The following is a 22,179-nucleotide window of genomic DNA, read 5'->3' as shown; positions in this document are numbered from 1 at the left end:
GGGCGCTTCCGGCCTAGCGACGGCGCATGCCGCCATTGATCTGCGCCGTGCTTGGCATCTGGTCGAAGCCGGAGGGCTGCGGCAAGCGACGCCGGGAGCGGGTATCCAATACCTCGCCCGCTGCGCCCCGAGCGAAAATCTTGCTCGGATCGCCCCCTTCCTCTTCCGCGGTGGCCGGCGAGAGATTGTCCACAAAGATATTCATTGCCAGTTTCCGAACAGAAAGGCCACTCAGACGGGCCAGGATGCAGTTTGCCGGACGAGCAGCTATCGCCTTCATCTGGCGGGCGAGGCCTGCCAAGGAGCAGAAAAGGCCAGCGACCCGCTGAGCAGAAACGCCCTCAGACTACGATAGGCCTGGACTATACACGCTTTTCCCGCCCGCAGCAGGAAAGCGCCGCCCAGCGGAAAGCTGGCATGCAGAGCGCTTGGCGTTGCGCCCGGTTGCCGCCCTTCGCGCGACGACGGAGGTCTGCCCGGCTAGCGCCCGCCTTGATGAGCAAGCTTCTCCTCGATCTTGGCCAGGGGCATCGCACCCGGTACGCGCTCGCCGTCGGCAAAGAAGATCGTCGGCGTGCCATTGATGGCCAGCTTGCGGCCTGCCTCGACGGATTTTTTCACCGCTGTGGTGTCGCAATCGCCGCGTCCGCTTGGCGCCTTGCCCTCGATCATCCATTCGTTCCAGGCCTTGACCCGATCCGGCGCACACCAGATCTGATTCGACTTTTCAAGCGAGTCGGGCGAGAGTATCGGGTAGAGGAAAGTGTAGATCGTGACGTTGTCGAGCTTCACGAGGTCTTTCGCCAGCCGCTTGCAGTAGCCGCAGTTGGGATCCTCGAAGGTGGCGAAGACGCGCTTTCCGTCGCCGCGCACCTGTTTCACGGCAAGCGCCAGCGGCAATTCGGAGAACTTGACCGCGCTCAGTTTCTGCATTCGCTCGGCAGTGACGTTCTTCATCGTCTTGCCGTCGATGAGCGAGCCGACGATCAGCGCCGATACCTTTTCGTCGGTATAAACGATCTGGCCGTCGACATACAGTTCATACAGCCCGAGATAGGGCGTGCGACTGACGCTGTTTACAGAACCACCAAGCTTCCCTTCGACGGCTTTCTTGACGGAGGCCTCGTCGGCCAAGGTCGACAGGCTGAAGGACGCCGTAGCGATGAGCGGCAAGAGGATCTTGTACATCGATGTTCTCCGGAGTGAGGTGGCGAGTCTTCAAAAAGGGCCGACAGCATAGCGCACAAGCAAATTCTTTATGACTGGCAGCGCGTTCGTCAGGTTCATTCCCACGTTGCGCAACGGTCGCAGAGCGGGGAGCGTGTGGCGGAAAAGCTGGCGCAGCGCATGCGTCGCCCCTTGCATGACCAGGGTTTCTTCGCGGCGCGCGCGCTGGTAACGGCGCAGCAGGCGCTGGCTACCGATATCCTGCCACTCCGGCGTCGTCGCGAGCAGTTGGGCAAGCACTCGGGCGTCCTGAAAACCGAGATTGATGCCATGACCGGACAATGGGTGAATTCCATGCGCTGCGTCGCCGAGCAGGGCGAGGCGAAAGGCGACCGTCTGCGGAACCTGCAGCAAGCGCAAAGGGAACGCGGCAGGTGGCGTCAATAGGGCAAGCTTGCCGAGTTCATTGCCGCCCGCTGCGGCTACCCGGCGGCAGAATTCTTCGGCCCCGAGAGTCAGCAGGTCGCTCGCTTGATCGTCGGGAAGCGACCAGACCAGCGACACTCGTTCGCCGGCCATCGGTAACCAGGCCAGGACACTGGCGCCAAGGAACCACTGTCGCGCGATCGAGCGGTGCGGCAACTCACAGGAAAAGTTTGCCACGACGCCCATGTCGCCGTAATCAAAATTGATCGCCGACAGACCGACCGCCTGGCGCAGCCATGAATCGCGCCCGTCGGCACCGACGACGAGGCGTGCGCTGAGCGCGCTGCCGTCACTCAGCAGGAGATGCGCGTGATCTTCACTGATCTCGACCGCCTTGGGCTGGGCTGGACAAAGCAATGTCAGGTTGGCCTGTCGCTTGACGCTTTCCCACAGTTCGCACGCCATCAGCGACGATTCGACGATCCAGGCAAGCTCCGACACGCCCGACTCATAGGCGGAGAACACCAGACGGGCACCCGCGTCGCCGCAGATCTTCATCGTCTGGACGGTTGCCAGACGTTCAATCGGCAGGTGCTTCCAGACGCCAAGCTCCTGGAGGAAACCGGCGTTGGCCGGCGACACCGCGTAGATGCGGGCATCCCAGCCGGGCAGCCGAGCGGGTGCGCGCTGTTCGACCAAGGCAATCTTCAGGCGCGTCTGGCGCAACGCGCAGGCGAGCGCCAGACCGGCCAGACCGCCACCCAGGATGGCTAGGTCGAAACGCTCGGCGTGCATTTTCGGCTTGCAGTTGTTGGCAATGGCGACGGTCGCCCGGGTTGGCACATGTGCTAGAGATCTTCGTCAAACAAAGCCTGTTGTTGCCGGGTAATGAAATCGCCCATGCTGTCGATGCCGCGCAACTGGAGAATGCTGTTGCGCACGGCGGCTTCGAGCAACACGGCGATGTTCCGCCCCGCGGCAACGGGAATGACGACCTTGCGCACCGGAACACCGAGAATCTCGTGCGTTTGCGCATCGAGCGGCAGCCGGGGTCCGTCTGCTCCGATGATCGGCCGCTGCAGGTGGGCAATCAGCTTCAGTTTCATCTTCCGGCGCGAAGCCGTTTCACCAAAGATCGTCCGGATGTTCAGCAAGCCGAGTCCGCGCACTTCCAGGAAATCGCGCAGCATGCTCGGGCAGCGTCCTTCGATGGTCGTCGGCGCGATGCAGGCCAGTTCGACGACATCATCGGCCACCAGGCCGTGTCCGCGCGAAATGAGTTCCAGGGCAAGTTCGCTCTTGCCGACTCCGGAATCACCGGTAATCAGGACGCCCATTCCGAAGACATCCATCAGCACGCCGTGCACCGAGGTCGAGCCCGCCAGTCGACGCGACAGGTAGATGCGCAGCAGCTCGATCACTGCCGAGCAGGGCTTGGGGCTGGTAAACAGCGGCGTCTGGGTGGATTCGCACGCCTCGCGGATTTCCGGCAGGACCTCCAGGCCGTCGGCCACCATCAGCGCCGGCGGCCGGGCTACCATCAACTCCCTGATCTGGCTGCGCAGGCGTTCGGCGGTAACGCGCGCCGCCCAGGCATGCTCGGCTCGCCCGATGACCTGCAAGCGCTCGGGGTGAATCAGGTTGAGGTGACCAACGACATCGGCGCCATAATGTCCCTGTTCCTTGAGTTCAATCTTGCGATCGACGCCAATCGCGATGACCCACGAAAGCTTCAGTTTGTCCCGGTGGTCCTCGTACATCTGGGCCACGCTGAACTGGCGCAGTGCGTTCATTTCTAGCCGGCAAATATTCGGCGGACCGTCTCGCCATCAACTGCCTTGCTCAGTGCCTCGCGGCAACTGCGATCGGAGAAATGCTGCGCCAGTTCGGAGAGGATCTGCAGATGCTGCTCGGTGGCGACCTCTGGTACGAGAAGAACGAAAAGCAATGAAACCGGCTTGCCATCCGGCGAATCGAAGGGAACCGGATTAGCCAGTCGGATAAACGCCGCGGTCGCCTCCTTGAGGCCGCGGATTCGTCCGTGCGGGATTGCTACTCCCTGCCCAAGGCCGGTCGACCCCAGCTTTTCGCGCGCGAACAGGCTGTCGAAAACGCTGGCGCGTGCGATGCCGAGATAGTTTTCGAACAAGAGCCCGACGTGCTCGAAGACGCGCTTCTTGCTGCTCGCGTCCAGGTCGAGAAGGATGTTTTCGAGAGGGAGTAGCTGGGTAATTTGGCTCATGCGACAAAGACCCGAAAAGAACAGAGGTGGATGGGTTACAGCTCAGGAAGTGCGCGAAGCCACCTTCCGGCAACCTCGCGCGCGCCAAACCAAACCTAGTCGGCAACAATATGGTCGGTAATCTTGTTGCCGCGATGGTGATCCTGCAGCTTCTGCTTGTATTTCTGAACCTGGCGTTCGAGCTTGTCTGCCAGAGCGTCGACTGCGGCATAAAGGTCCTCGTCATCGGTTTCGACGTAGACGTCCTTGCCCGCCAGGTGAACCGTGACTTCGGCCTTCTGCTTCAGTTTGTCCACCGACAAGATCACGTTCACGTCGATCACGTTGTCGAAGTGGCGAGTGATCCGCTCGAGCTTGTTCGCGACATAGTCGCGCAGCGCCGGGGTAATCTCGAGGTGGTGTCCACTGACTTGCAGGTTCATGATGTGGCTCCTTCTTCTTAAATGGACTTGCGTAGATTGACCGGCGGGATACTGAGCGCCTCACGGTACTTTGCGATCGTGCGGCGGGCAACCACAATGCCCTGCTGGCCAAGAATCTCGGATATCTGACTGTCCGAAAGGGGTTTTGTCGGTTCCTCGTTGCTGATCAACTGCTTGATCAGCGCCCGGATCGCCGTTGCCGAACACGCTCCACCCGCCTCGGTGTTGACGTGACTGCCAAAAAAATACTTCAGTTCGAATATTCCCCGCGGTGTCGCCATGTATTTCTGGGTCGTCACGCGCGAGATGGTGGACTCGTGCAGGCCGAGTGTTTCCGCGATCTCCCGGAGAACGAGCGGGCGCATGGCGACATCGCCGTGATCCAGGAACTGACGCTGCCGGTCGACGATAGCCTGCGCCACGCGCAGGATGGTGTCAAACCTTTGCTGCACGTTGCGAATCAGCCAGCGCGCCTCCTGGAGCTGTCCGGCGAGCCCGGAACCGCGTTGTCGCGCCAGGATCTGCGCGTACAGGCTGTTGATTTTAAGGCGGGGAAAGGCATCCGAGTTGATGTTCACGGTCCATTGTCCGCGCAGCTTGCGAACCACGACGTCAGGCATGATGTAGCGGATGTCAGCCGCCGCGTACTGTGCCCCCGGCCGCGGATTGAGGCTGCAGATCAGCATTTGGGCTGCGCGCAAGGCTTCATCATCGCAGCCGGTGAGCCTTTTGATCTTTTGAAAATCGCGGTTGCCGAGAAGTTCGAGGTGCTTGTGGACGATGTCAAGCGCCAGGTTGCGCGTCGCGTCAGGCGCCAATGCCTGTAGCTGCAGAGCCAGGCATTCCTGCAAGCCGCGCGCACCGATGCCAATCGGATCCAGATGCTGCAGATGGATGAGCGCGATCTGCAGTTCTTCGCTGGCGATGTCGAGTTCGGCCGGCATGTTTTCGGCAAGCTCGTCCAGCGGCTGGGTGAGGTAGCCGTCGTCGTCAAGCGCTTCGACCAGGCAGCGGACCAGCACACGGTCGCGCGCGGGCAGGGTCATCAGGCCGAGCTGCGAGAGCAGATGCTCGCGCAAGGAAACACTCGCCGCCTGCACGTCGTGATAGTCTTCGTCATCCTCGTCGAACGAGCCCGGCGATCTGAGAGAAGCGGTGTCTTCCCCCAGCCAGCTTTCCTCGTCGGGCGAAGCATCTACGCTGGTCTGCGCCGGCGCGTCGTCGGCCGGCGTCATCGCGCCTTCGCCGGCGGTCGGCGAAGCGGCGGCGAGTGCGTAATCCTCGGCGCGTTCGAGCAGCGGATTGTCCAGGAGGTAACGCTCAAGTTCCTGTTCAAGCTCGACTGTCGACAATTGGAGCAGCCGGATCGACTGCTGCAACTGAGGCGTCAGTGCGAGATGCTGAGAAAGCTTGAGCTGGAGGGATGGTTTCATTAACGGAACCGGGTAAGCCGCGGGATTGCCCTGGGGAACTGCCCATATGGTTCGCGCATCGTGGCTGCGGCGCCGTCAGGTTCAGAGGCGGAAGTTCTCGCCCAGATAAACTTTCCGGACGTTTTCATTATAAATGATTTCCTCGGGCCGGCCAGCCGCAAGCACGCAGCCTTCGTTGATGATGTACGCGTGGTGGCAAATCCCCAAGGTTTCACGCACGTTGTGATCGGTGATCAGGACGCCGATGCCGCGATCTTTCAGGAAGCGAATGATCTTCTGGATGTCGAGAACAGCAATCGGGTCAACACCGGCAAAAGGCTCGTCGAGCAGAATGAAGCGCGGTGAAGTTGCCAAGGCGCGGGCAATCTCGACGCGCCGGCGTTCGCCGCCAGAAAGCGAGGTCGCCGGACTGTTGCGCAGATGGCCGATGTGCAGTTCGTCGAGCAGGTCTTCACTACGCGACTCGACATCGCTGGCGGACAGGTTCTGCAGCTCGAGCACCGCCTGGATGTTTTGTCCGACCGTCAGCTTGCGAAAAACGGAAGCCTCCTGCGGCAAGTAGGACAGGCCCAGGCGCGCACGTCGGTGAATCGGCAGGTGGGTTAGTTGTGTTTCGTCGAGGTACACGTCGCCGCCGTCACACGCCGCGAGGCCGACGACCATGTAGAAACAGGTGGTCTTGCCGGCGCCGTTCGGGCCGAGCAGACCGACGACCTCGCCGCTGGCTACTTCAAAGGAAACATCGTGTACGACAGTACGCGACTTGTACCGCTTCTTGATGTGCCGTGTGGACAACTTGCTCTGTGTGTCGGACATCTCTCAGTCGTCTTCCAGGTTGCCGCGCAATACGCGCCGAATCGTTTCGCCGGAAAAACCGCGCGCGGCGAGAAAGCGAATCTGTCGTGCAGTTTCCGCCGGGTCGGCCGATGCCGCCGATTGCCCGGCAAATTTTCGCCGGCAGATGCGTTCTGCCCTGCTTGCTTCGTCTTCGCCGGCCGCCAGTGCGGCCTCCACCAGGTCATCGGCCAGCCCTTGGGCGCGCAGTTCGCCAGCCAGGCGCGCGTCACCATACTTCCTGCCGCGCAGCTTGACGCGGTTCTCGCAGTATCGCTGATCCGACAACAGACCTTCCGCGGTCAACTCGTCGAGCAACGCGTCAAGCGACGATCTCGACTCGGCATCGGCCGCCAGAAGCTTGCGCGCCAACTCGCTACGCGCGTGCTCGCGCTGCGCCAACAATCGCAAGGCACGCGCACGCAAGGGCTGGGTCATCTGTCCTGAAAATTCAGGTCGTCGTTGCGGCCAGCGGCGCTGGCACCTTGACCGCAGCGCGGATCCTGGATTCGATCTCCTGCGCAATCTGCGGCTTGCTCTTCAGGAACTCGCGCGCGTTGTCCTTGCCTTGGCCGATCTTCTCGCCATTGTACGCGTACCAGGAGCCCGACTTGTCGATCAGCTTGTGCTGCACGCCAAGTTCGACGATCTCGCCTTCGCGCGACGTTCCCTCCCCATAGAGAATGTCGAAGATTGCTTCCCGAAACGGCGGCGCCACCTTGTTCTTGACCACCTTCACCCGGGTTTCGCTGCCGATGACCTCGTCACCTTTCTTGATACTTCCGATGCGTCGGATATCCAGCCGCACGGAAGCGTAGAACTTCAGGGCGTTGCCCCCGGTCGTCGTTTCCGGACTGCCGAACATGACGCCGATCTTCATGCGAATCTGGTTGATGAAGACGACCAGCGTGTTGGTACGATTGATGTTCGCTGTCAACTTGCGTAGCGCCTGGCTCATCAGACGGGCTTGCAGGCCAGGTAGCGAATCGCCCATCTCGCCTTCAATCTCAGCTTTCGGCACGAGCGCGGCGACCGAATCGATCACGACGACGTCGACGCTCGCCGAGCGGACCAGCATGTCGGCGATTTCCAGCGCCTGTTCGCCGGTATCCGGCTGTGAGATGAGGAGTTCGTCCAGGTTTACGCCGAGCTTCTGAGCGTACGCCGGGTCCAGCGCGTGCTCGGCGTCGATGAACGCGGCCGTTCCTCCGAGCTTCTGCATTTCGGCAATGACTTGCAGAGTCAGTGTGGTCTTGCCTGACGATTCAGGCCCATAGATCTCGACAACGCGCCCGCGCGGCAAGCCGCCGATGCCAAGGGCAATGTCAAGTCCGAGCGAACCGGTGGACACCACCGGGACATCGTTAACCACGTTGCCCTCGCCCATCTTCATGATCGAACCCTTGCCGAACTGCTTTTCGATCTGAGCCAACGCTGCTGCCAGCGCTTTCGCCTTGTTGTCTTCCATTTCCTGTCCTTTTTTTGGCTGGGGGGGAATTATCCCATTTTCGGCGGTACTGCAGACGGCCGTCCACAGATCGCGGATGGCTGGCATGATATACACGTGCCGGCGAGCGCGCACGAGTTTTGCGGTCAGCGCAGCAATTGCCCTACAATTCGGCAAGCAGAACGGCAAACGATGTCGGCCGCTCAGGGGGCCATCGCGTGCCGGCGTGCTGACCGGCAGTCGCGGATCGCCGCGCGGTCGGCAGTTCGCAGGAAAGCCATTGGCCCGTTCCCCGGAGGCTCCGATGCGTGTACTCAGACTGCTTACGATGCTCATCACCATGGTTGCTGGCTGCGCACTGCCCGACCGCGGATTGCTCGCCGAGCCGCTCGCCAGTCGGCTTGAGCGGATCAAGGCGGGCGGACGCATGCGCGTCTGCATCTGGCCCGATTACTACAGCATCACCTACCGCAACCCCAAGACGCAGCTTCTCGCGGGCATCGACATTGATCTCGCCGGCGAACTGGGCAAGGACCTCGGGGTAAGCGTCGACTTCGTCGACAGCTCGTTCGCCCGACTCGTTGACGATGTGCTCCAGGATCGTTGCGATGTCGCCATGTTCGCTGTCGGCATCACTGCCTCGCGCGCCGCACAGTTGCGCTTTACGAGTCCTTATCTGGCGAGCGACATCTACGCCGTCACCAGCCGTACCAACCGGCGAATCACTGACTGGCAGCAGATCGACCAGGCGGGTTCGATTGTCGCTGTGGCAAAGGGCACCTTGCACGAACAGGTCATGAAAGGCAAGCTCAGGTCGGCGCAGCTTGTCGTGCTCGATACGCCGTTTGCCCGTGAGCAGGAAGTGCAGTCGGGGCGAGCCGACGTGTTCATGACTGACTACCCGTATAGCCAGCGCTTCCTGGCCAGCGCCGAGTGGGCGCGCCTGATCGCACCGCCGGCGACCTATCATGTGACCCCATATGCCTACGCCATGAAGCCCGGCGACGATCGGTGGCACGCCCGGCTTGACCGCTTCGTGGCCGACATCAAACGCGACGGACGCCTGCTCGCTGCCGCCAGGCGACACAAACTTGAGACCATCGTCGCGCAATGAGCTTGCGCACGCAGCCTCTGCGACGAACCTACCTGATCGCTCTGGCCCTTTTCGTCGGCGGGATGAGTGCGCTGGCTGCGTTCACGCTCGTTCGCCTGCGCAGCGACGCGATCAGCAACGGTCTGAGCATGTCGGCGATGCATTCGCGCGGCTTCGAGGATCTATTGACGCAGAGCCTGCACCTGACCGATCTGGTCGCCGTGAGCACCCTGGCCGGCGCACCGGACAGCGCGAGCCGGCACGCGCTGGCTGATCGCTTCGTCACCACATTGCGCCATGCACCTTTCCTGCGCTCGCTGTCGCTGCTCGACGAAGATGGCCGCATCACGGTCAGTTCGAATCTGGGTAACGTCGGCCTGCGTGTGACAACGCAGAGCTATTTGCCGCTCGCCAGCCGTGAGGTCGGCAGTCTACGCGTCGGCGCCCCCTGGGCCGGACGCGATTTCGCCGACGGCCGTCCGTCCACCGCCGATCACCCGGTTGCTGCCACTGAAGCGTATTTCATTCCGCTGATGCGTAGTGTCGTACTCAATGGCAGGAAGGCGTTCACGGTCCTCGTCGCCTTGAATCCCGACCACTTCGTCGGTCACGTTCAGCAGAAGCTGCAGAGCGATGAAGGCTGGGTCGAGGTCCTGCGTTACGACGGAACGCTGCTCATGCACAGCAGGCCGAGCGTGCAACCGGGAACGGTCAATCGGCGAACCCTGGCCGACTTGCGTCTGGAGGAGCGGGAGTTTGGGCAATACACCAGCGAAATGGGCGGCGAGCCGCGTCTGCTGACCGCCTTTCGCGCCTCACGCCTTTATCCGTTCATCGTTCTTACGCATCTTGACCGCGCCTACATCCTGCAGCCTTGGCGAAGTGGCGCGCATTCGCTGCTGGGGGTCCTCGTCCCGGCCTTGCTGGCAATCACTCTGCTCGCCCTGGCCTATTATCGCCGGCAGTTGCAGCTGGCCGAGGAGCGTGCGCAGTCCGATCGTCTGCAGCGGATCAACGCGGCAAGCGTATTCACCAACGCGCGCGAAGGCATCATGATCACGTCGGTCGAGGCGACGATCATCGACGTGAACGAAGCGTTTGTCGCCATGACCGGTTTCTCGCGCGATGAATCCATCGGACGCAACCCGCGTTTCCTGGCTTCCGGTCGACAAGGCGTAGAGTTCTATCGCACGATGTGGCGCGAGCTGCTGGAGCGCGGACAGTGGTGCGGTGAGATCTGGAATCGTCGCAAGGACGGGCGACCGTTCGCAGCGCGGCTCACGATCAGCGCGGTACGTGACGAGGATGGAAGGACGCGGCAGTATGTCGGCCTGTTCTCGGACATCACCGGCCTGAAGGAGTATGAACAGGAGCTCGAATTCCGTGCCCACTACGACGCGCTGACCGGTCTGCCGAACCGCAGTCTGCTCGGTGATCGGCTGCGCCAGGCAATGAGTCAGGCGCAACGGCGCGGCGACGGGCTGACGGTCGCTTTCATCGACCTCGACGGGTTCAAGGCGATCAACGATACGCATGGCCACGAGGTCGGCGACCATTTGCTGGTTGCGCTGGCCGGTCGGATGAAGGTGATCCTGCGCGATGGCGATACGCTGGCTCGCCTGGGCGGTGACGAATTCGTCGCGCTTCTCCTCGACCTGCCCGATGTGGCGGCCAGTTTGCCCATTCTCAACCGCCTGATCCTGGCTGCCGCACAGCCGGTACAGGTTGAACGGCTGTGCCTGCAGATATCGGCCAGCGTCGGTGCGACGTTCTACCCACAGGTAGACGACGTCGACGGCGAGAAACTGTTGCGCCAGGCCGACCGTGCCATGTACCAGGCCAAGCTGGCCGGCAAGCACCGTTTCAACGTTTTCGATGGGCAGGCCTGCCACTCGGCGAGTGGCCCGCGCGACAGCCTGCCGGGAGCTGCGCGGACACTGCCCAGCGCCGCGCCCAACTGAACGGAGGCTTGCGCCTGCCGTCGCGCGTCCACCGCGGCGGGCGTGAGCTTGGCGATCGGTCCGGCGGCGCACCTCTGCCGGAGCGATTTTCGCTTTCCCCTGCTTGCCCGCGCTTGTTGCGACGGTTTGATGATCGCCGCATAATGCGTGCACGATGGATGCCGCACCATCGCGGATCTTTTCCCTGCGGCCCTGGAAGGAGACAGAATATGGCTAACAAGAAAGCACTGTTCGTGGGCATCAATAAATTTGCCAACTACCCGCAGTTTGCACTGAACGGCTGCGTCAATGATGCCAAGGATATGGCCGCGCTGTACAAGGATCTGCTGGGGTTCAAGGCGACCGAAATGAGCACCCTGACCGATTCTCAGGCAACCAAGGCCAACATCATGGAGAAGCTCAACGCAATGGTCGCCGAGGCCAAAGCCGGCAAGCTCAACTATCTGGTGTTCAGCCTTTCCTCGCACGGAACGCAGATGAACGATACCAGTGGTGACGAGCCGGACGGCAAGGACGAAGCTTTCGTTCCCTACGATATCGCCGAAAAGGCCGGTGCCTGGGACCCGGCGCACATCATCAGCGACGACGAACTGCACGACCTCTTCGTTCAGTTGCCGGCCAACGTATTGCTCGAGGTCTATCTCGATACCTGCCACAGCGGCAGCGGACTGCGCGGAGCAGAATTCGGTCTGCACGCACCCCGGCCACGCTATGTGGCCCCACCCGACCACGAGTTCAGCAAAAAGACCGCCAAAATGCGTGGCTTCACCCTCGGCGCTGGCGGCAAGAAGGACGCAGCAAGCGCAGAAAAGGCGGCGGTCGCCGGTGCCAACCATGTCTTGTGGACCGGCTGCAAAGCCAACGAAACGAGCGCGGATGCCTATTTCAGTGGACGCTACAACGGAGCCTTTACCTACTATCTTATAAAGGTCATGCGCGAAACGCAAAACAAGCTGTCGCGCAAACAGGTCATCAGCAAGATGCGGGCCCAGATGAAGAAAGGGTTCAGCCAGAATCCGCAACTGGAAGGCAACGCGACAAATCGTACACAGGCGATCACCTACTGATCGATCTGGGCAGACCGGCAGGAAGATGGGCTTCACCAGGAGCCCTTTTTTTTGTCTCGAGAAATCCGTGCTTTCCCTGCCTGCAAGGATTGCACCCGCTCATCCGAATTCGGTATGATCGGTCTGAGACCTTACCGCCGACGTTTCCTCCAAACCACTCCTACGGAGTTCCATCATGGCAAAACCCGAGAAAGTCAAGAAGTCACAAAAAGCAGCAACAAGCGAGGAGGCCGCGCCTGTTGCGCCGGCTGAATTCGTTGCGATCACCAAGGTGGTCGGCCGGCAGATCCTGGATTCACGCGGCAATCCGACGGTTGAAGTCGATATCGTGCTTGACAACGGTTACATGGCCCGTGCGGCCGTTCCATCAGGTGCCTCGACCGGCGAGTTCGAGGCTTGCGAACTGCGCGACGGTGACAAGAAGGTCTACTTGGGCAAGGGCGTGCTGAAGGCGGTCGACGCCGTCAATACCAGGATTGCCAAATTGCTGAAGGGCAAGAATCCGCTCGATCAGCGGGCTCTCGACGAAGCGATGATCGCGCTCGATGGCACGCCGAACAAGTCCGCCCTGGGCGCCAACGCCATTCTCGGCGCGTCGATGGCGATCACCATGGCGGGCGCCAACGTCAGCAAGATGCCGCTCTGGAAGTACATCGGCAAGATCCACAAGAATCGCAATTTCTCCCTGCCGACGCCGATGGCGAACATCATCAACGGCGGCAAGCACGCTGACAATCTGATCGACTTTCAGGAGTTCATGATCATGCCAGTCGGCGCCGAATCCTTCTCCGAAGGTCTGCGCTGGATTACCGAGGTGTTTCACGCGCTGAAAGCGATCCTCAAGAAGGGAGGACATGTCACCGCGGTCGGCGACGAAGGCGGTTTTGCCCCCAACCTGACCAACGACGAGTCCTTGGAAGTCGTCATGCAGGCGATCGCAGCCGCCGGTTACAAGCCGGGCAAACAGATTGCCATTGCGCTCGACTGCGCGTCATCCGAACTCTTCGACGAAGGTGGCCGCAAAGGCTACAAATTCTGGAAGTCGAATCCCGACAAGCTGTTCACCGACGACGAGATGATCGCCAAGTACACGGAATGGTGTGCCAAGTATCCGATCGTGTCGATTGAGGATGGTCTCGACCAGAGCGACTGGGAAGGTTACGTCAAGCTCACCAAGGCGCTCGGCGCCAAGGTGCAGATCGTCGGCGACGACTTCTTCGTGACCAACCCGACGCGCCTGAAGCAGGGCATCGAAATGAAGGCGGCAAACGCCATTCTGATCAAGGTCAATCAGATCGGTACGGTGACCGAAACCCTCGATGCGATCAAGATGGCGCAACAGGCAGGCTACGGCGTCATCTCTTCGCACCGCTCCGGCGAAACCGAGGACTCGTTCATTGCCGATCTGGCGGTGGGTACGGGCGCCGGACAGATCAAGACCGGTTCGCTCTCGCGTACCGACCGAATCTGCAAGTACAACCAGTTGCTGCGCATCGAAGAGCAACTGGGTAAGAAAGCCGCGTATAAGGGTCTCAAGTCGATCAAGGGGGCTGGCTTCTAGGCTGATTTGCCGGCAAAGCGGCATAGGCACCGCAGGCGTGTGCCTATGCCAGCGGTCGCGGCTGCGCCAGCGCAGCTTGCGGCCTGCGTCAATTCCGCCGGCAGCTGCGGCGAATACCCTGGCCGGCTGCCTTGACGACCTGAAACGCTTTGCAGCCCGGCCGCTATTTCGGTATTGTTGGCAGGATGAACAAGACCGATGCCGTGACCGCCCTGGCTGCGCTGGCCCAAGACAGTCGTCTGGCCATCTTCCGCCTGCTCGTGCAGCATGCTCCCGCCGGCCTGACCGTCGGGCTCATCGCCGAACAACTCGATCTGCCCGCGCCAACGCTATCGTTCCACCTGAAAACACTGACGCACGCCGGGCTGGTCAGCACGGTGCAGGAAGGGCGCTTCGTGCGCTGCCATGCCGAAATGGCGCGGATCAACGCCCTCGTCGGCTTCCTGACCGACAACTGTTGCGGCGGACGCCCGGAAATCTGCCATGCGCGCAACGCCACTCCAGCCCTGCCGCTCGGTCGGTCGAGCTAGGCGCCAGGAGACAGGCTCGGCGTTGTCGCAGGCCCGCCGATGGCAGTGCAATCGCGTTGCTGACGGTTCACCCTGGACACCCGACAGGTACCCGCGACCAGGTTGCGGCGCGCTGGCTTGCGACATTGGTCAACGCGGCGATTGACAGGCATTGCCTTGATCCAATATCATGCTGGGCTTTCCGTGATCAGGCCATAAAAAGGACGGCGTTTCCGATGAAGACTTTTTCTGCCAAACCGCACGAGGTTCAGCGCGCGTGGCTCGTGGTCGATGCCACGGACAAGGTACTGGGTCGCCTGGCGAGCGAGATCGCTCGCCGCCTGCGTGGTAAGCACAAGCCCGAGTTCACGCCGCATGTCGACACGGGCGATTACATCGTCGTTACCAACGTGGAACGTCTGCGCGTAACGGGCAACAAGGCGCAGGACAAGAAATATTACCGCCACTCGGGTTATCCGGGGGGAATCTACGAAACCAACTTCACCAAGATGCAGCAGCGTTTTCCGGCCCGTATTCTTGAGCTTGCGGTCAAGGGTATGTTGCCGAAAGGTCCTCTGGGCTACGCCATGCTGAAGAAGTTGAAATGCTATGCCGGCAGCGCGCACCCGCACGCCGCGCAGCAGCCGAAAGTTCTGGAACTCTAAGGGATCACCATGGCTGACAATTACTTCTATGGCACGGGCCGGCGCAAGAGCGCCGTCGCCCGCGTCTTCATGAAGCGCGGCAGTGGCAGCTTCGTCGTCAACGGCAAGCCGGTGGACGAATTCTTCACGCGCGTCACTGGGCGCATGGTGGTCCGCCAGCCTCTGCAGCTACTCGACCAGTTGAACGCTTTCGACATCATGGTCAACGTCGGTGGCGGTGGCGAGTCCGGTCAAGCCGGCGCGGTGCGTCACGGTATCACGCGCGCGCTGATCGAATACGACGCGGCGCTCAAGCCAACGCTGTCGAAGGCTGGTTTCGTCACGCGCGATGCGCGCGAAGTCGAACGTAAGAAGGTCGGCTTCCACAAGGCACGTCGGCGCAAGCAGTTCTCGAAACGCTGAGCACGGCGTATCTGCGCCATGCGAGGGCCGCCTGCGGGCGGCTTTTGTGTTTCCTCGCAGCGCCGGCCATCAATTCGGGCATACGCGGAGGGCTTTCATGATCAAGGTCGGAATTGTCGGCGGCACCGGCTACACCGGGGTCGAACTTCTGCGTCTGCTGGCGCAGCACCCCGAAGCGCAGATTGCCGTTATCACCTCGCGGGCCGACGCTGGAACACCGGTCGCCAGTATGTTCCCCAGCTTGCGACGACGCGTCAGGCTGAAGTTCGAGGATCCCGGGAACGCCAACCTGCGCGTCTGTGATGTGGTCTTTTTCGCCACGCCGAACGGCGTGGCGATGGAGCAGGCACCCGCTCTGCTCGCGTCCGGTGTGCGCGTCATCGACCTGGCGGCCGATTTTCGTCTCAAGGATATCGCTGAATGGGAGCACTGGTATGGCCAGCCGCACGCGAGCCCGCAGTGGGTTGAACAGGCCGTCTATGGGCTGCCCGAGTGCAATCGCTCGGCGATTCGCAACGCGCTGCTGGTAGCCAACCCCGGTTGCTACCCGACCGCCGTGCAGCTTGGCCTGATGCCTCTGCTGGAAGCCGGGCTGGTTGACCCCGACAGTCTGATCGCCGACGCCAAGTCGGGCGTCTCCGGCGCCGGACGAAAGGCGGAGGTCCACACGCTCTTCTCGGAAGCCGCCGATAACTTCAAGGCGTATGCCGTCCCTGGCCACCGGCACCTGCCCGAGATTCGGCAGGGCCTGGCAAGCATGGCCCGCCAGCCGGTCGGCCTCACTTTCGTTCCGCATCTGACGCCGATGATTCGTGGCATTCATGCCACGCTTTACGCGCGCATCCGCAGTGCAGCCGATTTTCAGGCGCTGTACGAACAACGCTACGCCGACGAGCCGTTTGTCGATGTCCTGCCGGCTGGTTCGCATCCGGACACGCGCTCGGTGCGGGCGGCGAATGTCTGCCGCATTGCCGTACATCAACCACAACAGGGAAACGTGCTGGTGGTTCTCGCGGTCATCGACAACCTGGTCAAGGGCGCTGCCGGACAGGCGATCCAGAACATGAATATCATGTTCGGCTTGCGCGAAACGGAAGGTCTGTGGCAGGCTGCCATCCTGCCCTGAGTGGCTGGCCGTGGGCGACCGCCTGACGACGAAAGCTGTGTGCTCGGCGTGCTGGAACTCGGCTCCCGGCCATGGGTCAGACGGGGTGGATTCACCATGACAAACTTTTTGGCAAACACGCTCCTTGCCTCGAACCAGCTTGCTTCGAGCCGAGTCGGTGTGATCGATTACTCAACTTCAGCAAGTTGCCGGAGGATTACAGAATGAATGCAGCAAATGAAATCCCGATGCCGTTCGTCTTTACCGACAGTGCGGCCAACAAGGTAAGGGAGCTGATCGAGGAAGAGGGCAACCCCGAGCTCAAGCTGCGCGTTTTCGTCACCGGTGGAGGGTGTTCCGGCTTCCAGTACGGCTTCACCTTCGACGAAGTCGCCAGCGAAGACGATACTGCCTTGCAGAAGAACGGCGTGACCCTGCTCATCGATCCGATGAGCTACCAGTATCTGGTCGGTGCCGAGATCGACTACACCGAGGGCATCGAAGGCTCGCAGTTCGTCATCAAGAATCCGAACGCCTCGTCGACCTGCGGTTGCGGATCGTCTTTCTCAGTCTAGGCGTCTCGCGGCGGACGGTCGGCAGCGGCGGGCGATTCGTGTCGCCAGTGGACCATTGCGCGGCAAGCGGAAGCTGATCGTCGGCGGCTCCGCGTGCACCTGCTTCAACTCAATGTCAAAGGCCGACCGATGTCCGCTTTCCGCACCGCCGTTACACTCCTGGCACTTGCCCTGCCAGCGCTGATCGCGTACGCCGAGAGCAAGGAAGCGAGTAGCGCGAAGTACCGCGTCGGCGAGCGCCTGGCGAGCGAGAAAGCCGGCGCGACCAGCTTTCGCCAGATCGAGTGGGAGGATCTCACGCCGAAAGGCTGGGATCCGATGGCCGCTTTCAAGGGAATCGACCTGGCGCGTCTGCAGGATAGCGACCCGAAGGCGATGGAAGCGCTCGACAGGATGAAGTCGGCCTGGAACCAGGCACCGGTCAACTCCTCGCTCGACGGGCAGAAAGTACGCATTGCCGGTTTCGTCGTTCCGCTTGAACGAAAGGGCGAACAGGTCGTCGAGTTTCTCCTCGTTCCGTACTTTGGCGCATGCATTCATGTGCCGCCACCGCCGGCCAATCAGATCATTCACGTCATTGTCGACAAGCCGGTCGAGGGAATGCGGACGATGGACGCCATGTGGGTCAGCGGCCGGCTCAAAGTACATCGGGCCGACACGGGCATGGGTGTTTCGGGTTACCAGATGCGTAGCGAGCTCCTGGCGCCTTATACTCGCCCGAAGACCTGAAGACATTCTGCTGGCAAGCGGCGGCGCAGCGTGCTGGTCGCAGCCGGTTGCGCAACGGCTGCTCAGAAGGTCTCGAAAACGCGCACGGTGAACGCCGGCAAGGCAAGCGCCGCGCGTTCGCCGGCAGTTCGCTGCCAGGCAGCCGCGTCGGTCGGCGCGCGGCCGCGCTCGACGAAGCCCCCCGCCCACGGCCAGGGGATCTCATAGACGGGAAAGTCCTGCGCCCCGCAGTTGGCGACCGTCACCACCTGCCCAGCCGATCCCAAGGCCTTGCCTGCCGTTCGGCAGTAGACAAAGACCCGCGTTCCGTCATTGTCGTCTATCGTCGGATGAAAGTGCAGAAACTCGACCTCATTGCGCTGCAATGCCGGATGCCCGCCGCGTAGCCAGAGGAGGTCGGATACCGCTGCCGCCGTCTGGCGATGCCCGGCGTGCTCGCGCCGATTCCAGTCGACCGGGTCGGACATCTTGAGCTGCCAGTCGTAATGGTTGGTGTCGTGAATGTCGGCAAACTCTTCGCCAGCCAGCAGCATGGGCACGCCGACCGAGGTGGTGAGCAACGCGTAGGCGCTGCGCACGCGCGCCAGCGCGCGCCGATACAAGCTGCGTATCAGCTCGGGAACTGGTGCCGAATTACGCTGCAAGCTGTCCGCGAGGTCGCGCACCTGCGCAAAGCTCCCGTCGCCCAAGCCGTGGTAGCGCAACAGCGACGACAGTACGTGGTTCATGAAGCGGCGTTCGCCATCCTTCTCCACATCGTGTGAAGTGATGTAGATGATCGACTGCGCCAGATCGCCGAAGCCGCCGTCGAAACGTTTCGACCAGTCATCCCAGCGCCGCTGCCCAGAAATCATCCCGACGATGCGTTCGCGCCGTGCCGGCTGGCCATAAGTCGTATGCATCTCGTTGAGCAGCAAACGACGTATCTCGTCGCGATAGCTGAAATTCCAGATTGCATCAACAACCTTGCGGCCACCCGGGTTCGCCTCATCGTCGCGTACCGCGACCGTGCGCGACCACGAATCCTCTGCGATGACGATGAAAGGCCGGTCAGGGAAAACGCTGACGAACGTCTCCCAGGCGTTGTCACGAAACTCTTGAATGAACTCCCAGTTGTTGATTCCCTTGAATTCGTCGATGCGGAAGCCGTCGACGTGGTACTCCTCGATCCAGAAGCTTGCCATGTCAAAATGGAACAGGCGTGCCCAGTGCTGTCCGTCGATACGGTCACGATAGCGGAACATCGTTCCGCCGTAGTCCTCGCCGCGCTCGCCCGCCTCGCCGTCGCTTTTCGTGATGAAATGGCGCTGGCCGGCGAGACGGGCGAGCGGACAGTCGCGCGCGTGGTTCATGACGACGTCGAGAACGACGCGGATGCCACGCTGATGGCAGCGCTTGATGAACAGCTTCAGATCGACCGGCGCGCCCATGTCGAAATCCGGTGCAAAAAAGAAGCGCGTTCCGTAGCCCCAGTTCAGCGTGTCGGGGGAATCCTGAATCGGCAAGAGCTCGATACAGTTGATGCCTGATCTTGCCAGATGATCCAGATGCTCGAAGATGGCCTTGTCGAACGTTCCCAGACCTACCTGACGCGAGAGGTCGCCGTCCATCCAGCGCAGGGGCATCTCGTAGATGATGATCCGGTTGTTCGCCGGTAGCGTCACATCGGCCGGCAACTCGTCGCTCCAGTCGAACTCGGGCCAGGCTTCCTCGCCCTCAACCACATGCAGAACGCCGCGGTAGCCGCCAAAGCGGGTAATCTCGCGTGCATACGGATCGGCGATCGGCGAAGCAGTGTCGCCGTCGACGATGAACTCGTATTCGTAGGTTCCGTCATCGAGGCCGAGCAGATCGACATCAAGTTCCCAGAAACCACCGGGGCTGGCGGCCAGCGGCCAGGTCATCCAGCGCTCGCCGAAGCGGTCGCGGTCAAGCACGTTGGCCAGCCGGACTTCGACCAGCTTAGCTGCAGGTGCGGGAATCCTCATGCCCATCTTCCTCCTCGATCCAGACCCGAATGAGTCGCCGGCGGTGGCCAGGCGGAGCCTGCCAAACCGGATGGAGCTTGCGACATCTGTTGGCGTTTTCCAAATAAGATTTTTTTATCGCCGTACCTGCTGATGTGCGCGATGCAGCGTGGTCGGTGCCGCAAGGGCAGGGGTGTCCGCAGTGTCTGGCAGAATGGTCGAGCAGCGGCCGGCACCCACAGTAAGAACCTCGCGCGTTCGAGCAGCCAGCGTGGTGGGCGCTGAAAGCGAGCTTGACGGCCATCTGGGGGGCTCATACACTTGCGCGCCGAGGTGGGAATTCCGGCCCGCTCATGCGCAATTCGCTTCCGAAGGCTTCGTTGGATACACTAGTTCAGAGACCGGTCACCGCGGTGACTTCGCAGGCAGCTCGCGCCATCGTCTCGGCGCAGACCGTGGTCGACGGGTTCGACATTTACGCCCGAAGCCCGTCGCCTCGCGCGGCAGGCGGCGCGATTGCCGCTTGAGGATGTCTCCGACCGCCGAGTACTCGGGTTCGGCGCATACCCAGGCGTGAGCCGATGAGCGATCCCTTGCCACCGCCTGCTGCGGCGGATCTTGCGCACATTCTTGCCCATTCCGAGGATCTGTGGCGCGATCTTCGGGGTACGCGGCTCTTCATCACTGGCGCGACCGGGTTCTTCGGCAAATGGTTGCTGGAGAGCATCGCGGTCGCGAACGATTCGCTCAAGGCGAATGTCCGGGCGACGCTGCTGACGCGCGACCGCGAGCGCTTCGCGCAGCAGGTGCCACGCCTGGCCGATCGGGCGGAGTTCGAATGGCTGCAAGGGGACTGCGCGTCCTTTCGATTTCCGGCCGGCAAGTTCGAGGCGATCATCCATTTGGCTACGCCGCCCGCTGCCGAGCTTGCCCAGGGTGGCCCGCGACTCGCCGTAGACACCCTGTTCGGCATGCAGCGGCTGCTCGATTTTGCGCGGCACGCCAAGACCGGCCGCGTGCTTCTCGCCAGCTCGGGTGCGGTGTATGGCTGGCCAGCAATGGGCCGCGAAAGAATCGACGAGAACTATGTCGGTAGTCCCAACCCACGCTACGCAAGCTCGGCCTACGGTGAGGTCAAGCGCATGTGCGAATTGCTGTGCGCGCTCGCGCCCGCGGTGGAAACGGTCATCGCCCGCGGCTTTTCCTTCGTGGGGCCGTATCTTCCGTTGACGGACAAATTTGCGGTCGGCAGCTTCATGGGCGACGCGCTTGCTGGCCAGCCCATCCGGATCCGCAGCGACGGTTCGCAGTTGCGCAGTTACCTCTACGCGGCCGACCTTGCCCTCTGGTTGCTGGTTCTCCTCGTCCGCGGCAAAGCGTCGGAGGCTTACAATGTCGGTTCTGCTGAAGCGATCAGTCTGGGCCAGTTGGCGCGCGAGCTTGCTGCGCTTGCTGGCACAGGCTGCGTGACGATCACCGACGGCTCCCCGCCAGCACAGCCCGTCGCTTACCTGCCATCGATCGACAAGATCCGTGCTGAATTTGCCCTGCCCGATCCCATTCCCTTGCGTGACGCCTTGCGGCGTACTCTACTCTGGGCCGGCTCTTGTCCGCGCAGCCTATGAAGCGTAGCAGCGTGTTCACTGTCGGCTGGACTTTGCCCGATCTGTTTATGCGCAGGGCGACAACGACTGCGCGCAGCGCTTACCTGGTCCAGGCGAACTGCGCATGACCTCCGGTCGGCCGCACGTTTCGCTGATTGACGGTCTGCCGCCTCGTTTTGGCGCGTACTGCTGCGAGTTGTGGGAATTTCGCCAAGTTGCCGTCATGCTGATCCAGCGCGACCTGATCGTGCGCTTCCGGCAGACGTTCTTCGGCTTGGCGTGGCTGCTGTTCAAGCCATTGATGCTGATGCTGGTGTTGTTCTTCGCCTTCGGTTTTCTCGCCGGCTTTGATCGGAATTCTGCCGCACCTTATCCGCTGACCATCTTCTGCGGCGTGTTGCCCTGGTATCTGTTTACCAACGCCGTACCCGACGCGATGAATTCCCTGCTGAGCCAGATGCACATCATGCAGAAGACCTATTTTCCTCGTGCAATCATTCCCCTGGCGGTCGTTATCGTGGATGGCATCGAGTTTTTTGTCGCCTGGCTCTTGTTCGTGCTCGGTTGTATCTGGTACGGGTACCTGCCCGGTTGGCAAGTCGTCCTCTTCCCCGTCCTCTGTCTGCAGCTGTTTCTGCTGGTTGCGTCCATCGGCCTCTGGCTGTCCGTCCTTAATGTGCGATTCAGAGACGTGGGAAATCTCGTTCCCTTCCTGATGACAATCGCCTTTTTCGTCACGCCGGTTGGCTACACGCTGAACCAGATTCCCAGCGAATGGCAGCTGCTCTGTTCAATGAACCCGTTGGTCGGCATCATCGAAGGTTTGCGCTGGAGTCTGCTCGATGGCGCCAGCGGGTTTCCGCTCGTATCCTGGGCGCTTTCCACGATAATCACCCTGCTCGCCAGCGTCCTGGCTGTTCGCCAGTTTCTCGCCGTGGAGCGCTTTCTCGTAGACCTCGCCTGATATCCG

The 22,179-nt window shown here is 61.6% G+C and carries 23 protein-coding genes; 12 read left to right on the top strand and 11 right to left on the bottom strand.

The window, feature by feature from the left end:
* Positions 1-13: 13 nt before the first annotated feature.
* The 10 genes from RKP46_RS03965 to recA form a co-directional block, all read right to left on the bottom strand.
* Positions 14-280, bottom strand: a complete 267-nt coding sequence (locus RKP46_RS03965; RefSeq protein WP_311105419.1) for a hypothetical protein — start codon at positions 278-280, stop codon at positions 14-16.
* A 200-nt stretch (positions 281-480) separates the two neighbouring features.
* A complete protein-coding gene (locus RKP46_RS03960) occupies positions 481-1,188 on the bottom strand; it encodes a DsbC family protein (protein ID WP_311105418.1) in 708 nt (235 codons plus the stop codon).
* A 30-nt stretch (positions 1,189-1,218) separates the two neighbouring features.
* Positions 1,219-2,388, bottom strand: coding sequence for a UbiH/UbiF family hydroxylase (locus RKP46_RS03955; protein ID WP_311105428.1), 1,170 nt, complete (start codon positions 2,386-2,388; stop codon positions 1,219-1,221).
* 53 nt (positions 2,389-2,441) lie between these two features.
* Positions 2,442-3,377, bottom strand: a complete 936-nt coding sequence (gene hprK, locus RKP46_RS03950) for an HPr(Ser) kinase/phosphatase (RefSeq protein ID WP_311105427.1) — start codon at positions 3,375-3,377, stop codon at positions 2,442-2,444.
* An 11-nt stretch (positions 3,378-3,388) separates the two neighbouring features.
* Positions 3,389-3,835 carry a PTS IIA-like nitrogen regulatory protein PtsN gene (gene ptsN / locus RKP46_RS03945; RefSeq protein WP_311105417.1) on the bottom strand — a complete coding sequence of 149 codons (447 nt, stop codon included), beginning with the start codon at positions 3,833-3,835 and terminating at the stop codon, positions 3,389-3,391.
* 95 nt (positions 3,836-3,930) lie between these two features.
* Positions 3,931-4,257, bottom strand: a complete 327-nt coding sequence (gene hpf, locus RKP46_RS03940; RefSeq protein WP_311105416.1) for a ribosome hibernation-promoting factor, HPF/YfiA family — start codon at positions 4,255-4,257, stop codon at positions 3,931-3,933.
* Between the two features lie 17 nt (positions 4,258-4,274).
* Positions 4,275-5,690 (bottom strand): RNA polymerase factor sigma-54, encoded by a 1,416-nt coding sequence (locus RKP46_RS03935; protein WP_311105415.1) that lies wholly within the window; start codon positions 5,688-5,690, stop codon positions 4,275-4,277.
* Positions 5,691-5,771: 81 nt separating this feature from the next.
* Positions 5,772-6,506, bottom strand: a complete 735-nt coding sequence (gene lptB / locus RKP46_RS03930) for an LPS export ABC transporter ATP-binding protein (protein ID WP_311105414.1) — start codon at positions 6,504-6,506, stop codon at positions 5,772-5,774.
* A 3-nt stretch (positions 6,507-6,509) separates the two neighbouring features.
* Positions 6,510-6,962: a regulatory protein RecX gene (locus RKP46_RS03925; RefSeq protein WP_311105413.1), complete on the bottom strand. Its 453-nt coding sequence runs from the start codon at positions 6,960-6,962 to the stop codon at positions 6,510-6,512.
* 13 nt (positions 6,963-6,975) lie between these two features.
* Entirely contained in the window at positions 6,976-7,992 is a 1,017-nt protein-coding gene (gene recA / locus RKP46_RS03920) for a recombinase RecA (protein WP_311105412.1), read from the bottom strand.
* A gap of 283 nt (positions 7,993-8,275) precedes the next feature.
* Between recA and RKP46_RS03915 the strand changes: the two genes are divergently transcribed.
* The 10 genes from RKP46_RS03915 (at position 8,276) to RKP46_RS03870 (ending at position 17,638) form a co-directional block, all read left to right on the top strand.
* On the top strand, positions 8,276-9,085 hold the full coding sequence (locus RKP46_RS03915) for an ABC transporter substrate-binding protein (RefSeq protein ID WP_409194099.1): 810 nt from the start codon (positions 8,276-8,278) through the stop codon (positions 9,083-9,085).
* A complete protein-coding gene (locus RKP46_RS03910) occupies positions 9,082-11,025 on the top strand; it encodes a diguanylate cyclase domain-containing protein (protein WP_311105411.1) in 1,944 nt (647 codons plus the stop codon). The genes RKP46_RS03915 and RKP46_RS03910 overlap by 4 nt, the downstream gene beginning before the upstream one ends.
* An 8-nt stretch (positions 11,026-11,033) precedes the next feature.
* On the top strand, positions 11,034-12,092 hold the full coding sequence (locus tag RKP46_RS03905) for a caspase family protein (RefSeq protein WP_311105410.1): 1,059 nt from the start codon (positions 11,034-11,036) through the stop codon (positions 12,090-12,092).
* A 175-nt stretch (positions 12,093-12,267) separates the two neighbouring features.
* Positions 12,268-13,653, top strand: a complete 1,386-nt coding sequence (gene eno / locus RKP46_RS03900; protein WP_311105409.1) for a phosphopyruvate hydratase — start codon at positions 12,268-12,270, stop codon at positions 13,651-13,653.
* A gap of 185 nt (positions 13,654-13,838) precedes the next feature.
* Entirely contained in the window at positions 13,839-14,183 is a 345-nt protein-coding gene (locus RKP46_RS03895) for a metalloregulator ArsR/SmtB family transcription factor (protein ID WP_311105408.1), read from the top strand.
* A gap of 215 nt (positions 14,184-14,398) precedes the next feature.
* Entirely contained in the window at positions 14,399-14,827 is a 429-nt protein-coding gene (rplM, locus tag RKP46_RS03890; protein ID WP_311105407.1) for a 50S ribosomal protein L13, read from the top strand.
* 9 nt (positions 14,828-14,836) lie between these two features.
* Complete coding sequence (gene rpsI / locus RKP46_RS03885; RefSeq protein ID WP_311105406.1) at positions 14,837-15,229, top strand: 30S ribosomal protein S9; 393 nt, start codon at positions 14,837-14,839, stop codon at positions 15,227-15,229.
* A gap of 97 nt (positions 15,230-15,326) precedes the next feature.
* The gene (gene argC / locus RKP46_RS03880; RefSeq protein WP_311105405.1) at positions 15,327-16,355 is read left to right on the top strand and encodes an N-acetyl-gamma-glutamyl-phosphate reductase; all 1,029 of its coding nucleotides are present in this window, start codon (positions 15,327-15,329) and stop codon (positions 16,353-16,355) included.
* A 203-nt stretch (positions 16,356-16,558) separates the two neighbouring features.
* Complete coding sequence (erpA, locus tag RKP46_RS03875) at positions 16,559-16,909, top strand: iron-sulfur cluster insertion protein ErpA (RefSeq protein ID WP_311105404.1); 351 nt, start codon at positions 16,559-16,561, stop codon at positions 16,907-16,909.
* Between the two features lie 93 nt (positions 16,910-17,002).
* The gene (locus RKP46_RS03870; RefSeq protein ID WP_311105403.1) at positions 17,003-17,638 is read left to right on the top strand and encodes a DUF3299 domain-containing protein; all 636 of its coding nucleotides are present in this window, start codon (positions 17,003-17,005) and stop codon (positions 17,636-17,638) included.
* 62 nt (positions 17,639-17,700) lie between these two features.
* Here RKP46_RS03870 and RKP46_RS03865 read toward each other — a convergent pair whose 3' ends face one another.
* Positions 17,701-19,626 (bottom strand): alpha-amylase family glycosyl hydrolase, encoded by a 1,926-nt coding sequence (locus RKP46_RS03865; RefSeq protein WP_311105402.1) that lies wholly within the window; start codon positions 19,624-19,626, stop codon positions 17,701-17,703.
* 560 nt (positions 19,627-20,186) lie between these two features.
* On the opposite strand from RKP46_RS03865, the gene RKP46_RS03860 reads away from it, so the two are divergent.
* Positions 20,187-21,230, top strand: coding sequence for an NAD-dependent epimerase/dehydratase family protein (locus RKP46_RS03860; RefSeq protein WP_311105401.1), 1,044 nt, complete (start codon positions 20,187-20,189; stop codon positions 21,228-21,230).
* Positions 21,231-21,432: 202 nt separating this feature from the next.
* Positions 21,433-22,173 carry an ABC transporter permease gene (locus RKP46_RS03855; protein ID WP_311105400.1) on the top strand — a complete coding sequence of 247 codons (741 nt, stop codon included), beginning with the start codon at positions 21,433-21,435 and terminating at the stop codon, positions 22,171-22,173.
* The last annotated feature ends 6 nt before the right edge of the window (positions 22,174-22,179 follow it).

It is taken from the genome of Accumulibacter sp. (assembly GCF_031732815.1).
Lineage (GTDB): Bacteria > Pseudomonadota > Gammaproteobacteria > Burkholderiales > Rhodocyclaceae > Accumulibacter.
Note: the sequence above shows the minus strand (reverse complement) of the source record. Positions and strands in the feature narration are given on the sequence as shown.